Consider the following 13,614-nt stretch of genomic DNA (forward strand, 5'->3'; position numbering starts at 1 on the left):
CGGGGAGCGTCCTAGGGTTTTCGTTCTTTGGGGAAGAGGAGTTATTCAGCGACTTGGTCGTTGAACGGATTGAGGAGCGCATCGGCAACCAGCGTTTGCTGTTCGACGATGTGGTCGGCCATGTGGCCGGCGGCAGGCGAGGGCGAACGGACACGGCCGGCGTAATGCAGGCTTTGACCGCCGGCCAGGCAGAAATTGAGGTGATGGCGGATCTGGTACCACGCACCCTGGTTCTGCGGCTCTTCCTGACACCACACCACGTCGGTGGCGTTGGCATAGGCCTTGAGTTCGGCGGCCAGCTGCGCACGCGGGAACGGATACAGCTGCTCCACACGCAGGATCGCGACATCGTCCTGGCCGCGCTTGGTCTGGTCTTCGAGCAGGTCGTAATAGACCTTGCCCGAGCACAGCACCACGCGCTTGACCTTGCCGGCATCGGCCTTGGCATCGGGAATCAGATGCTGGAACTCGCCATCAGCCAGTTCTTCCAGGCTCGACACCGCCAGCTTGTGACGCAGCAGCGACTTGGGTGTCATCACCACCAGCGGCTTGCGGGTGGTCATGCGCATCTGGCGACGGATCATGTGGAAGCACTGCGCCGGTGTGGTCGGTACACAGACCAGCATGTTCTCCAGCGCGCACAGCTGCAGGAAACGCTCCAGACGCGCGGAGCTGTGCTCCGGGCCCTGGCCTTCGTAACCATGCGGCAGGAACAGCGACAGGCCCGCGATGCGGCCCCACTTGGCTTCACCGGCAGCGATGAACTGGTCGATCACCACCTGCGCGCCGTTGGCGAAGTCGCCGAACTGCGCTTCCCACACGCACAGCGCGTTCGGGTCGGTGGTGGAATAGCCGTATTCGAAGCCCATCACCGCTTCTTCGCTGAGCAGCGAATCGATGATGGTGGCGTCTTCCGGGTTCTCGACCAGCTGACGCAGCGGCAGGTAGTAGTTGTCGTTCTTCTGGTCATGCAGGATCGCGTGACGGTGGAAGAACGTACCGCGACCGGCATCCTGGCCGACCAGACGCAGCTTGTGGCCTTCGGCCAGCAGCGTGGCGTACGCCAGGTTTTCGGCAAAGCCCCAGTCGCCCAACTGATTGCCGGCGGCCATCTTGACGCGGTCGTCGTAGATCTTGGCGACGCGGGCATGCAGCTCCACGCCTTCGGGAATGGTGGTGATCAACTTGGCCAGACGATCCAGCTGGTCGCGCTTGACGCGCGTATCCACCGGATCGGCAGCGGTGCCGACCAGATACTTGGACCAATCGATGGCGAATTCGTCCGGCTTGCGCGTGGCCAGTTCGGTGGTGTATTCGCCCGAATCCAGCTTGTTGCGGTAGCCGTCCACCAGCGCCTTGGCCTCGTCGGCGCTCAGCACACCATCGCTTTCCAGCTTGGTCGCATACAGCTCGCGGGTGGTCTTGTGCTTGCGGATGGTCTGGTACATCACCGGCTGGGTCGCTGCCGGTTCGTCGGCTTCGTTATGGCCCCAACGGCGATAGCAGACCAGGTCGATGACCACGTCTTTCTTGAACTGCTGACGGAATTCGTAGGCCAGCTTGGACACGAACATCACCGCGTCCGGGTCGTCGCCGTTCACGTGGAAGACCGGCGCGCCGATCATCTTGGCCACGTCCGTGCAGTACAGCGTGGAACGGGCATCGTCACGCGTACTGGTGGTGAAGCCGATCTGGTTGTTGATGACGATGTGCACCGTGCCGCCGACCGCGAAACCGCGCGCCTGCGACATCTGGAACAGCTCCATCACCACGCCCTGGCCGGCGAATGCGGCATCGCCATGGATCAGGATCGGCAGCACGGTCTTGCGTTCGGCATCGCCGAAGCGTTCCTGACGCGAACGCACGCTGCCGACCACGACCGGGTCGACGATTTCCAGGTGCGAGGGGTTGAACGCCAGCGCCAGATGCACCTGGTTGCTGTCGCCTACCGCGATATCGGCCGAGAAGCCCATGTGGTACTTGACGTCGCCGGTGTGTGCGCGGTCGTCGTGGGCGTGCTCGAACTTGCCTTCGAATTCGTCGAACAGCTTGCGCGGGTTCTTGCCCAACGTATTGACCAACACGTTGAGGCGGCCGCGGTGAGCCATGCCGATCACGATGTCCTTGACCTGGTCCTTGCCGGACTGGTGGATGATCGCGTCCATCATCGGAATCAGCGCATCGCCGCCTTCCAGCGAGAAGCGCTTCTGGCCGACGTACTTGGTGTGCAGGTAGCGCTCCAGGCCTTCGGCGGCGGTGAGCCGCTCCAGCGTGCGCTTACGGCTGGCCGCATCGCCTGCGATCTTGCCGCCGGCATCTTCCAGGCGCTTGTAGATCCACTGGCGCTGGTCGAATTCCTGGATGTGCATGAATTCTGCGCCGATGCTGCTGGCGTAGGTCGCCTTCAGGCGGGCCAGCAGATCTTTCAGCTTCATCCGCGGCTGACCACCGACACCGCCGGTGCTGAACTCGCTGTCCATGTCAGCCTGCGACAGGCTGTGGAAGGGCAGGTCCAGATCGGGCGGGTTGACCGGCGGGGTAAGCCCCAGCGGGTCGAGCTGCGCACCGAGGTGGCCGCGTGCACGGTAGGCGGTGATCAGACGGCCGACATTGCGCTCGCGCTCGTCGCTGGCGCCCGCGCCGGTACCGGCATTGGCGGCCTGTTTGGACGCGCTGAGAATGTGGGCAATGGCCGCCGAATGCGGTACATCACCGGCATCGCGACCTTGGAAGCCGTCGAAATAACTCTTCCACTTCGGATCGACACTGTCCGGGGCGACGAGGTACTGCTCGTACAGATCCTCGATATAGGCGGCGTTGCCGCCGGCGAGCTGCGATGACTGCGCGAACTGCTTTAGGAGATTATCCACGATGGTAAGTCGGGTCTGCTGTGGGGATGATTGTGCGGAAGCGGCAGGGCGAGTTGCCCTATCGGTCGGTCTCAAATCTCGAAAAATTATACCCCCTTGCGCTTGTGAGGGGGCGTCTGCGAGCTGACCGGCGGGGTAGACCAATTGGTCGGGCGCCTACGTGCGAGGGGCGCTGCGGTGTCAGATGCCAAGCGCGCGCGGTTCGTTCCAGAGCGCGCTGCGCTCCCATATCTGCGCGAATTCGCGCGATAGCTGGCGGCTGCGCGCCGCACCGGACAGCCAGGTTTCGCCTTCGTCGAAGCGGTGACCCGTTGGACGAAAGTAGTAGGCGTCGTCGCCGATCACATAGGCCGACGCATAGCTGGTATCGACCGGATCGCTGACCGCGCGGAACCGGAACACACTGGGCAGACGCTGGGCCAGGCGCAACATCGCACTGCTGCTGGCGGCGGCGCTGGCAGTGTCCTGCACCAGCACCTGCACGCGTTTGTCGTGGCGTGCGGTGGCGAAGCGGCGCAGTGCCTCGAGCACGGCAGCGTTGTCGAACAATTGCGGATCCAGCGCGCGGGTGTAGATCAGCACCTGCCGCCGTGCGCTGCACAGCAGGCTGGTGGTGGCAGCCAGGGCCGCGGCGAGGTCGTCCACTGCCATCGGGCCGTCGAGCCGGCGATGCAGGGGCGTACCGGGCGCAGCACCGGCATCGGTGGTGCGCTCGTGAGGAGAATGCGGGGGGAGTTCGGGTAAAAAGCCGAGCCGTGCGAACACGGCCTCGGCGTTTGCGGTGACGCGGGCGTGCAGACTGGGCCAGCCACGTTGAGTTGCGGCATCCACCGCTGCGGCGAGCAGCTGGTCCGACAGCCCGCGACGCCGCCAGTCCTGCAGCAGGCCGAGCCGGTCGATGCGGCGATCCGGCGTCACGCGCACCGAGCCGACCAGTTGGCCGTCATCGGTGCGCGCGGCCAAGTGCAGGCTGAGCGGGTCCAGCGCATCCCACTCGGCATCGTGGGCGTTGCCCGCGATGTCGGTCGTGCAGGCCTGCCGCAGCGCACGCAGGGCCGCGGCATCGGATGCCGGGTCCAGCGACACGATTTGCGGCCTGCCGTGCGGGCTCATGCGCGCTCCGGGGTCTCGTCGTCGTTACCGTCTTCGCCGATGTCCGAGGCGTCTGCGCTGCCATCTCCGTTCTGCGCGGTGTCGGCGATGTCGGCGATATGTGCCGGGCTGTCTGCGTCGTCCGCCACCGCTTCGACATCGGCATCGGTATCGATGGCGTCGTCTGCGTGCGCGCTGTCGGCGTCGTCCTGAGTGTCGTCGTTGTCTGCCGACACGGTGAGCACATGCGCCTGATCGTCGTCGATGTCTTCGTGCGCGTCGTCATGGGCGCGCTGGTAATGGCCCTGCGCCAGCAGCTCCAGCACCACCTCGCGGCCGCGTGCGCTCAGCTGCGCGTAAAGCCCGCCATCGATTTCTTCGGCCGCCGCCAGACGCGCCGCGTCCTTGGCCGACAACGCAAATTCCAGACCGCTGCAGAACAGCGTGGCGCCGCGCTTGGCACGCCGCCAGGCCAGCCGCGACCAGGGGTGGCGATACAGCACCACGCCTTCTTCCAGCGCCTGTTCGACCGCTTCGCGCGGGATCGGCTCGGGCGCCGGCACCACGTCGCCGGAGGCGCGATAGGTGGTCATGAAACGGCCGAACCAGTCGCCCAGGCGATCCGGGTCGTTCATGCGCAGCGCATTGAGCGCTTCGACCACGCGGTTCATTGCGGTGACGTCGATCTCGTACGGGTCGGCCGGCACCTTGAGGTCTTCGTCGTGATAGCGCACCGACTCGTCGGCATCGGCGATCAGGGTATCCAGGTAATCGCCGATCAATTCGGCCGAGGACGGTGCGCGGGTGCCGATCGAGAAGGTCAGGCAGGCGTCTTCGGCCACGCCGTGATGCGGCACCAGCGGCGGCAGATACAACATGTCGCCCGGACCCAGCACCCAGTCGTGGGTCGGCTTGAACTCGCGCAGCAACTTGATGTCGACGTCGTCACGGAACGCCAGCGGCGTGGGCTTGCGGCCTTGCGAGGTGCGTGCGTCGATCTGCCAGCGGCGGTGGCCCTGGCCCTGCAGCAGGAACACGTCGTAATGGTCGACATGCGCGCCGACCGAGCCGCCGGTGGCAGCGAAGCTGATCATGATGTCGTCGATGCGCCAGCGCGGCAGAAAGCGGAACTGCTCCAGCAGTGCGCGCACATCGGCGTCCCACTTGTCCACGTCCTGCACCAGCAGCGTCCAATCGTGATCGGGCAGGCCGGGGAAGTCGGTTTCCTGGAACGGGCCGGTACGCACGCTCCAGCCGTCGGTGGCGCGGTCGTGGCTGATCAGGCGTGCCAGCACGCCGTCTTCGCAGGCCAGGCCGGCCAGGTCTTCCGGCTGCAGCGGCGAGGCGAAATCTGCGAAGGCATTGCGGATCAGCAGCGGATGCTTGTGCCAGTAAGTGCGCAGAAAGCGCTCCACCGGCATGCCCAGCGGCTGGCCTGGACGGGCCTGGACTTCGATGACGGGAGGGTTTGCCTTGCGTGCAGCCATGGGGAGTCCTTGCAGGTGTCGATGGAATACTGGGGCGCTGGCAGGGCCGGCGCAGATGTCCCATTGTCCGATGCCTGCGCCGGATCTGCACCTGCGCGCGGGGCTGGCAACAGGCAATGCTTCAGGGACGTGGTGGTTCGGTCTGCGCGCTGCCGGCGACTGCGCCTGGCTGGCGATCACGTCAAGACGTGCTGCAGCGGTGTTCGGGCGGTACAGCGTGCTTTCCGTGAAGCCTGATGGGGTGCGTGGACGGCTTCGCGGCCAGGGCCGCTCCTACAAAAGCAGGGCGCGCTGACAAGAGCAGGGCGCCCTGAGCCATTGGTGGTGAAAGCTACACGCTGCGGGTCTCGCCACGTTCATAGCTGCTTGCTGTGCGCGGCCCCACAGGCCGCTGTTGCTGGCGATACTGTCATCGAAGTGCGCTCGGGCTGTGCGGCCCGCATCACGTTTGCGCGGGCGACGCGCTGCATTTTGTGATCGTACTTGGCACCGTCAAGCCACGCGACGTAGTGCTAGTGGCGGCGTGGCGGCCGTAAGTGCTGCAGTCCAGGGCCGCGAATGGCATCCGGGGTGGGAGCATTCGCGGCCCCCGCTGGCTGGCAAGAAAGCCGAGTGCTCGGCACGCACGGCGCAGCATGCGTACGTCATTTGCAATCTTGCTGCCTTGCTGGGCGACGGCTGCGCTAGCGCGCCGTCGCGGCCACCGAGTTACATCACCTTGTTGCCGCTCCCGCGGTCGTCCAGCGTGGGCTTGCTGGACGGGTTGACCGTGTTGTCGTTGCCGGAAAAACGGACCTGCTTGACCTCGCGCGCCAGCACCAGATTCTTGTTGCCCTGGATATCCACGCTGTCGACATTGGTCAGATTGAGCGTGTTGTCGTGGCCGGAGACGCTGAGCTGGCCGAGCTGTTTGTTGAGCACGGTGAAGTTGCTGCCTTCCACGCGGATGCTGCGTGCGTTGTCCAGATTCATCGCGCCGCGTGAGGCGGTGATGGTCACCGTGCCGCAGTTGCCATGCAGGATCCACTCGCTGTCGTCGCGGGTCAGGCGCACATCCTTGCCGTCGCAATCGGCGCCGCTGGCCGGGTCGGTAACTGTGGACGAGACGGCCGATAGCGCCTGGGCCGCAGGGCCGTCGGCGCCGCAGCCACTCAGTGCGGCGATGCTGGACAGGGCGAACAGCGACGCGATAGTCCGGACTGCATGCATGGGTGATCCCTCGCTTGGATGAGGCCGGCACCATAGCAGCCGCATCGGGGAGCGCCGTTGACGCCGGCTCGACGCTTGGGCGTTGTCGACACACCCGGCGAAGCAGCCGTTCCGTCACGTCGGTCGACACGCCGGGACCTGCCGCACCCTCCAGGACCTACCGCACCCGGCAATGGCCGCGCCCGCTTGGCGCGGCGCGGCCGATGGTGTTCCCGCCTAGGCAAGCGTTGAACGCCTTTTCCACGTGCTGTCGATCAACAACCGAAGCACTCTTCACTACGCGCACATGCTTGATCTTCAGCGTGGGAGGCCGCCGCATGTGGGCGAAATCCCGGGTTCACTCGTCACGCCTGGCGTTGTTGAGCGCTTTCTTAAATCGCGCGCGCCAGCTGCTCGGCCAGGCCGGTGTAGCTGCCCGGGGTGAGCGTACGCAGGCGCTGCTTGTCTTCTTCGGGCAGCTCCAGGCTTTCCACGAAGGCCTGCATCGAGGCGGCGGTGATGCCGTGGCCGCGCGTCAGTGCCTTCAGTTGTTCGTAGGGGTTGGGCAGGCCGTGGCGGCGCATCACGGTCTGCACGGCTTCGGCCAGTACTTCCCAGGCGGCGTCCAGATCGGCATCCAGGCGCTGCGGATTGACGGTCAGCTTGCCCAGGCCCTTTGCCAGCGAATCCAGCGCCACCTGGGTGTGACCGAACGCGGTGCCCAGCGCACGCAGGACGGTGGAATCGGTGAGGTCGCGCTGCCAGCGGCTGATCGGCAGCTTGGCGGAAAAGTGCTCGAACAACGCATTGGCCACGCCGAAATTGCCTTCGGCATTTTCAAAGTCGATCGGGTTGACCTTGTGCGGCATCGTGGACGAGCCGACTTCGCCTTCTTTCAACTTTTGCTTGAAATACCCCAGCGAGATGTAACCCCAGATATCGCGCGACAGGTCGATCAGGATGGTATTGGCGCGACGCGTGGCGTCGCCGATTTCGGCCACGTTGTCGTGCGGCTCGATCTGGGTGGTGTAGGGGTTGAACACCAGGCCCAGGCTCTCCACAAAGCGCTGCGCAAACGCGGCCCAGTCCAGCTGCGGGTACGACACCAGATGCGCGTTGTAGTTGCCCACCGCGCCGTTGATCTTTCCGGTGAGTTCCACCGCGGCGATCTGCTTGCGCTGGCGCTCCAGGCGCGCGACCACGTTGGCGATTTCCTTGCCCAGCGTGGTGGGCGAGGCGGTCTGGCCGTGCGTGCGCGACAGCATCGGTTGTGCGGCCTGCGCATGCGCCAGTGCGCGCAGCGAGGCGGTGATGCCGTCCAGCGTGGGCAGCAGCACGTCGCGGCGCGCCTGCTCCAGCATCAAGCCGTAGCTGAGGTTGTTGATGTCTTCGCTGGTGCAGGCGAAGTGCACGAACTCCAGTGCCGGGCCCAGCTCGGCATCGTCCTTGAGCTGTTCCTTGATGAAGTACTCCACCGCCTTGACGTCATGGTTGGTGGTGCGTTCGATCTCCTTGACCCGCCCGGCATGGGTCACGCTGAAGTCGTCGGCCAGCGCACGCAGACGCTGGCTGGCAGCGGCCGAAAACGGCGCCAGTTCGGCAATGCCCGGCTCGGCGGCCAGGGCCAGCAGCCATTCGATCTCGACCTTGACCCGTGCCCGGATCAGGCCGTATTCGGAAAAGATCGGGCGCAGCGCATCCACCTTGGAGGCGTAGCGGCCGTCGAGCGGGGACAGGGCGAGCAGGGCGGAATCCGACATGGGGAGGGCACTGGGAAGCTGGCGGGGCCGGTATTCTACGCCGCCCCGACGCTCGCTTCGCCCACCGGCCGCACCGTCACCGCCTGGATGCGGTGGCCGGCCATGCGCCGAACGGTCAGCGCGTGGCCGTCCAGTTCCAGGGTTTCGCCTTCTTCGGGCAGTCGCTGCAGCTGATGCACGATCAGCCCGCCGACCGAATTGACATGGTCGGGGGCGCTCAGATCCTGGCCCAGCAAGCGTTCCAGGCGGAAGATCGAGGTGCTGCCGGCCACCAGCAGCGAGCCGTCCTGGCTGCGTACCGGGGCGTCGCGCACCACGTGACGGTGCTCGTCCTCGATCTCGCCGACCACCACTTCCAGCAGGTCCTCCAGGGTGAAGAAGCCCAGGATGCGGCCTTCATCCTCCACGCACAGCGCCAGATGGGTGGTGCCGCTGCGGAACTGCTCCAGCGCGCTGGGAATGGGGGTTTCCAGGGACAGCAGAGTGGGTGGGCGCAGCAACGGACGCAGGTCGTCCAGGTCCTGGCCGCGCGCCATCGCCACCAGCAGATCCTTGGTATGCAGGATGCCCAGCACCTGTTCGCCATCGACGTCGAACCAGGGGTAGCGGCTGTAGCGCGACTCGCTGAACTCGGCCAGCACTGCTTCCAGGTTCATGCCCTCGCGCAGGCTGCGCATGTGCTCGCGGGGGCGCATCAGGTCGCCGGCCACCAGATCCGGCAGTTCCAGCGCATGGCTCATCAGCGCCAGCCCATGATCGGCGGTAGGCGCGTTGGGGTCCTGGCGGCCGACGATCAGCTTGAGTTCTTCGCGCGAATAGCGGTGCGATTGGTGCTCCACATCGCCCCAGCCAAGCACGCGCAGTAGTCGGTTGGCGCTGGTATTGAGCACCCAGATTGCCGGGTACATCGCCCAGTAAAAAACGTACAACGGCGCGGCGGTCCACAACGACATGCGCTCCGGGCGCCGGATCGCCATGGTTTTCGGGGCCAGTTCGCCCAGCACGATGTGCAGGAACGAAATCAGGCTGAAGGCAATTGCCAAGGCGGTGAACTGCGCAGCGTCTTCGGACATGCCCAGCACATCGAACAACGGCTGCAGCAGATGCGCGAATGCAGGTTCGCCGACCCAGCCCAATCCCAGCGATGCCAGGGTGATGCCTAGCTGGCATGCCGACAGATACGCATCCAGATGCGCGTGCACCCCCAGCAGCAGACGCCCGCGCCAGCCATGGGTCTGGGCCAGCCCCACCGCCTGGGTGTGCCGCAGTTTGACCAGGGCGAATTCGGCAGCAACGAAAAAGCCGTTCAACAGCACCAGAAACAGCGCGACGATCAACAGCATCACATTACCGAGCATGTTCGCCTCCGCGCGGTGCAGGGGCGGCGGATGGATGCATCAACGCAGGCGTGTGCGTAGTGGTGCGGGGTGCATCGAAGCAGAACGCGGGCAGTGCGTTTCTACAGTCAGGGTCGTCGCCCATGGCGGCGTGGTACCTCGTATGGATCAATGCTGAGTCTAGTTCACGCGCTGCGATGACATCGTTGCAACGCCGCCAGCGAGTATCGTAATGACCCTCGCCAGCGTGGGTGCGCCCGCTGCCAGCCATTGCGTCACCACAATCCAACACTGTGCGGAGAAGGCAGATGAGCGAACGTTTCAGGACCGAACACGACAGCATGGGCGAATTGCAGGTGCCCGCCGATGCATTGTGGGGCGCGCAGACCCAGCGTGCCGTGCAGAATTTTCCGATATCCGGCCAGCCGATGCCACGCGGCTTCATTCGCGCGCTGGGCTTGATCAAGGCCGCTGCCGCCGGTGTCAATGCCGAGCTCGGGCTGCTGCCGAAGTCGATCAGCAAGACCGTGCAGGCCGCGGCATTGCAGGTGGCCGACGGCACCCATGACGCGCAGTTTCCGATCGATGTGTACCAGACCGGCTCGGGCACCTCGTCCAACATGAATGCCAACGAGGTGATTGCCACGCTGGCCACGCGCGCCGGCAAGGACGCGGTGCATCCCAACGATCACGTCAATCTCGGCCAGAGTTCCAACGATGTGGTGCCCACCGCAATCCGTGTGTCGGCGTTGCTTGCGGTGCAGGAACACTTGCAGCCGGCGCTCAAGCATCTGCGCAAGACCATCGACAAGCGCGCCAGGTCGCTGGACAAGATCGTCAAGACCGGCCGGACGCATTTGATGGATGCGATGCCGCTGACGTTCGGGCAGGAATTCGGGGCTTGGTCTGCGCAATTGAGTTCGGCACAGGACCGGCTCGACGATGCGCTCAAGCGGCTGCGCCGTTTGCCGCTAGGCGGCACCGCGATCGGGACCGGCATCAACGCCGACCCACGCTTCGGCGGCAAGGTGGCCAAGGCTTTGTCGAGCCTGAGCGGCGCCAAGTTCGAGAGCGCGGAAAACAAGTTCGAAGGCCTGGCTGCGCAGGACGATGCGGTGGAGTTGTCCGGCCAGCTCAACGCGCTGGCGGTGGCGCTGATCAAGATCGCCAATGATCTGCGCTGGATGAATGCCGGCCCGTTGGCGGGCCTGGGCGAGATCGAATTGCCGGCGCTGCAACCGGGCAGCTCGATCATGCCGGGCAAGGTCAACCCGGTGATTCCCGAGGCGACCGTGATGGCCTGCGCGCAGGTCATCGGCCACCACACTGCGATCACCGTGGCGGGGCAGACCGGCAACTTCCAATTGAACGTGACGCTGCCGTTGATCGCCTACAACCTGCTGGATTCGATCACCTTGCTGGGCAATGTGTCGCGTCTGTTGGCCGATACCGCCATTGCCGGATTGAAGGTGCGCCAGGACCGCGTGCGCGAGGCGCTGGACCGCAATCCGATTCTGGTGACTGCACTCAACCCGATCATCGGTTACGAAAAAGCCGCAGCGATCGCCAAGCGCGCCTACAAGGAGCAGCGCCCGGTGCTGGAGGTAGCCCTGGAAGACAGTGGGCTCAGCGAAGCGGACCTGCGCCGTTTGCTGGATCCTGCTGCACTGACGCGTGGTGGCATCCAGGCCGGCAGCAGTGGCGGCGGTGGCTGATCACCGCAATGTGCGTGTGTGCGTAGGAGCGCACCTGGGCGCGATGGGGCGTTGTCGATAAAGCCCCATCGCGCTCGGGCGCGCTCCTATCCTGGGTTCTAGCCTTCCGTTCTCGCGAATCAGTGTTTTCGCGCGGCTTCGCTAATACTCAATGCCGCTCGGCTTGCACATTGCCGAAACTTTCGCGATACGGCTGCAACGACGGGATTTCATCCAGCAATTCGCCGCTGAGCGTTTGGATCTCCGGCGTGGCGGTCAGCTTGATCGACTTGTACTCCGCGTCCGCGCCAGCGGCGTTGACGGCCTGCTGGCGCAGCATCTGCAGATGCCCGAACAGCAACTGCAACTTGGCGCGGGTCGGCTCCTTCTGCGGTAGCGCGATGTCATCGATCTTGAGCGTGCCATCGGGCGTGATTTCCGCATTGGCAGCCGGTGGGCGGCGGATCATCACCGATTGGGTGGTGATGGCGACGCGCGGCTTGCCGCGTTCGGCGCGACGGGACGACTGGTCGCCACAGGCGGCAAGGGTGCACAGCAGCAGCGCCATGTAGAGCATCACGAACTTGTTCATGGGGTCAATCTGTCGTGGGAAGCGTCTAGTGTAATCCGCGCCCACGCTGTCGATCAGCGCGGCGGCCAGCCGGACCGGCTGACAAAATGTCGCAGGTCCCGCCTCCGCGCCATGGCGTGCGCCCAAAAACCGCATGGTCCCGCGCGCCTTTGGGTTGCTGACAGCCGCTGCGCTTGTCGGCGACGACGCAGCTGCTGTGGCCCCCGTCATTCCTTACGGCAATCGTCGACGTCGTGCTGGGTGAGGGTGGAGTAAGGCGCAAACGCCGGCACCAGCTGCACGGCGGCGTCCTGGGCGGTGCGTAGCTTGCCCAACTGGTCGCAGATGCGCAGGGCGTTTTGCTTGAAGGCTTCGCCGTCGGCCTGGATTTTGTCGCCCATCTTCTCCACGTTGCCGCTGAGCACGCCCTTGAGCGCTTCGCCGGCCGCATGGGCGCCGAATGCCGCGCCTTGGGTGCCGATATCGATACCCTTCGCGGCAACGCCCTGGATCTGCGTGTAATAGCTGCGCATCGCCAGCTGCTGCGCAGCGTCCAAGGTGACTGGCTTGCCGTCGATGCTGAGCGCGCCGTCTGCGCCGATGCTTGCCGCAGGCAAACCACTGCGCTTGAGGGTCACCGTCTTGCCGCTGAAGGTCACGCCGCTGCTGTCGTTCTGGCCCGTTACCATCACCTTCGGCTCGGACTTGCCGCAGCCGACCAATAACGCGCTCACCAACACCGCTGAAATAAGCAGTTTCATCAACAGTCCCCCAGGTCGAAAGTGGTTACTTGTCCGCAGGCACGCTGGTGGTGCCGGCGACGTCCTTGACATTGATATCGCCGCTGCCCTTGCGCGCAACGCTCACATCGCCGCTTACCTTGCGCACGTTGAGCGCGCCGGAATTGATCGCCTCGACGGTGATGCTTCCCTGCACGCCGTCGAGCTCCATATCGCCAGAACCGATCGTGCCGACCTTGATGCTGCCGGCCACGTCGCGCAGCGTGACATCGCCCGAGCCCACTTTGCCGATCTCCGCGGCCCCGTGGATCTGCTTGGCCTTCAGATCACCCGAGCCCACGGCCAGGACACGGAGCGCACCGATGTCTTCCAGTTCGACATCGCCGGAGCCCACCTTGACGGTGACACGTCCCTTGCTCTTGCGAATTGCCACATCGCCGGAACCGACATCGGCACTCACCGCAGCGGCGCCGGTGATGTCGGCATCGCCGGAGCCCACATCCAACTGCACCAGTAAGTTACTCGGCACGCTGCCGCGCAGGTCCAGATACGAATAGTTTTCGCCGACGGACATGCGCAGCAGGCGGTCGTCCGTCAGCGTCACCACCAGCCGGTCGCCCACCCGCTTCTGGGTGACCGTCAGGCCCTTGAGTACGTCGGCCTTGGCTGCACAAGCGCGGCCGTGCAGACGACCGCCATTGCCGGGCAATGCTTCCAGATGCAGGTCGCTGGAACCGACCTCGAACAACACCGATTTCACTCCCGCCAGCTGCAGTTCCAGGCTGCGTGGCTCGGAGAATTTGCACTGCTCCTCGGCCACTGCGGCGCCGGGCAATGCGAACAGGATGGCCAGGGTCAAAGGCAGACGCATGGGG

Annotated in this window: 10 protein-coding genes; 1 reads left to right on the top strand and 9 read right to left on the bottom strand. The window is 65.1% G+C overall.

Annotated elements, in window-relative coordinates:
* Positions 1–41 precede the first annotated feature (41 nt).
* The 6 genes from ACZZ0O_RS14105 to ACZZ0O_RS14130 all read right to left on the bottom strand — a co-directional run bounded on the left by ACZZ0O_RS14105 (position 42) and on the right by ACZZ0O_RS14130 (position 9,755).
* On the bottom strand, positions 42–2,870 hold the full coding sequence (locus tag ACZZ0O_RS14105) for a 2-oxoglutarate dehydrogenase E1 component (RefSeq protein WP_055844860.1): 2,829 nt from the start codon (positions 2,868–2,870) through the stop codon (positions 42–44).
* A 180-nt stretch (positions 2,871–3,050) separates the two neighbouring features.
* Complete coding sequence (locus ACZZ0O_RS14110) at positions 3,051–3,983, bottom strand: GNAT family N-acetyltransferase (protein WP_463591063.1); 933 nt, start codon at positions 3,981–3,983, stop codon at positions 3,051–3,053.
* Positions 3,980–5,449 carry a ribosomal protein uL16 3-hydroxylase gene (locus tag ACZZ0O_RS14115; RefSeq protein ID WP_463591064.1) on the bottom strand — a complete coding sequence of 490 codons (1,470 nt, stop codon included), beginning with the start codon at positions 5,447–5,449 and terminating at the stop codon, positions 3,980–3,982. Before ACZZ0O_RS14115 ends, ACZZ0O_RS14110 begins: the two co-directional genes overlap by 4 nt.
* A 708-nt stretch (positions 5,450–6,157) precedes the next feature.
* Positions 6,158–6,658: a DUF3060 domain-containing protein gene (locus tag ACZZ0O_RS14120; protein ID WP_115561753.1), complete on the bottom strand. Its 501-nt coding sequence runs from the start codon at positions 6,656–6,658 to the stop codon at positions 6,158–6,160.
* Positions 6,659–7,029: 371 nt separating this feature from the next.
* Positions 7,030–8,397 carry an adenylosuccinate lyase gene (gene purB, locus ACZZ0O_RS14125; RefSeq protein ID WP_463591065.1) on the bottom strand — a complete coding sequence of 456 codons (1,368 nt, stop codon included), beginning with the start codon at positions 8,395–8,397 and terminating at the stop codon, positions 7,030–7,032.
* 35 nt (positions 8,398–8,432) lie between these two features.
* On the bottom strand, positions 8,433–9,755 hold the full coding sequence (locus tag ACZZ0O_RS14130) for a hemolysin family protein (RefSeq protein WP_463591066.1): 1,323 nt from the start codon (positions 9,753–9,755) through the stop codon (positions 8,433–8,435).
* Between the two features lie 287 nt (positions 9,756–10,042).
* On the opposite strand from ACZZ0O_RS14130, the gene ACZZ0O_RS14135 reads away from it, so the two are divergent.
* Positions 10,043–11,449 (top strand): class II fumarate hydratase, encoded by a 1,407-nt coding sequence (locus ACZZ0O_RS14135; protein ID WP_055844840.1) that lies wholly within the window; start codon positions 10,043–10,045, stop codon positions 11,447–11,449.
* A 148-nt stretch (positions 11,450–11,597) separates the two neighbouring features.
* On the opposite strand, the gene ACZZ0O_RS14140 is transcribed toward ACZZ0O_RS14135, so the two are convergent.
* From ACZZ0O_RS14140 to ACZZ0O_RS14150, 3 genes are all read right to left on the bottom strand, one after another.
* Positions 11,598–12,020, bottom strand: coding sequence for a hypothetical protein (locus ACZZ0O_RS14140; protein WP_463591067.1), 423 nt, complete (start codon positions 12,018–12,020; stop codon positions 11,598–11,600).
* Between the two features lie 206 nt (positions 12,021–12,226).
* Positions 12,227–12,760 (bottom strand): DUF2884 family protein, encoded by a 534-nt coding sequence (locus ACZZ0O_RS14145; protein ID WP_115527499.1) that lies wholly within the window; start codon positions 12,758–12,760, stop codon positions 12,227–12,229.
* A gap of 25 nt (positions 12,761–12,785) precedes the next feature.
* Positions 12,786–13,610 (bottom strand): DUF4097 family beta strand repeat-containing protein, encoded by an 825-nt coding sequence (locus ACZZ0O_RS14150; RefSeq protein ID WP_463591068.1) that lies wholly within the window; start codon positions 13,608–13,610, stop codon positions 12,786–12,788.
* Positions 13,611–13,614: the final 4 nt, after the last annotated feature.

Source organism: Xanthomonas sp. AC360 (genome assembly GCF_979258225.1).

Coding starts and splice junctions, on each gene's coding strand:
- ACZZ0O_RS14145 (WP_115527499.1), bottom strand. CDS start 12,760: ATGAAACTGCTTATTTCAGCGGTGTTGGTGAGCGCGTTATTGGTCGGC.
- ACZZ0O_RS14115 (WP_463591064.1), bottom strand. CDS start 5,449: ATGGCTGCACGCAAGGCAAACCCTCCCGTCATCGAAGTCCAGGCCCGT.
- ACZZ0O_RS14110 (WP_463591063.1), bottom strand. CDS start 3,983: ATGAGCCCGCACGGCAGGCCGCAAATCGTGTCGCTGGACCCGGCATCC.
- ACZZ0O_RS14130 (WP_463591066.1), bottom strand. CDS start 9,755: ATGCTCGGTAATGTGATGCTGTTGATCGTCGCGCTGTTTCTGGTGCTG.
- ACZZ0O_RS14135 (WP_055844840.1), top strand. CDS start 10,043: ATGAGCGAACGTTTCAGGACCGAACACGACAGCATGGGCGAATTGCAG.
- ACZZ0O_RS14120 (WP_115561753.1), bottom strand. CDS start 6,658: ATGCATGCAGTCCGGACTATCGCGTCGCTGTTCGCCCTGTCCAGCATC.
- ACZZ0O_RS14150 (WP_463591068.1), bottom strand. CDS start 13,610: ATGCGTCTGCCTTTGACCCTGGCCATCCTGTTCGCATTGCCCGGCGCC.
- purB (WP_463591065.1), bottom strand. CDS start 8,397: ATGTCGGATTCCGCCCTGCTCGCCCTGTCCCCGCTCGACGGCCGCTAC.
- ACZZ0O_RS14140 (WP_463591067.1), bottom strand. CDS start 12,020: ATGAACAAGTTCGTGATGCTCTACATGGCGCTGCTGCTGTGCACCCTT.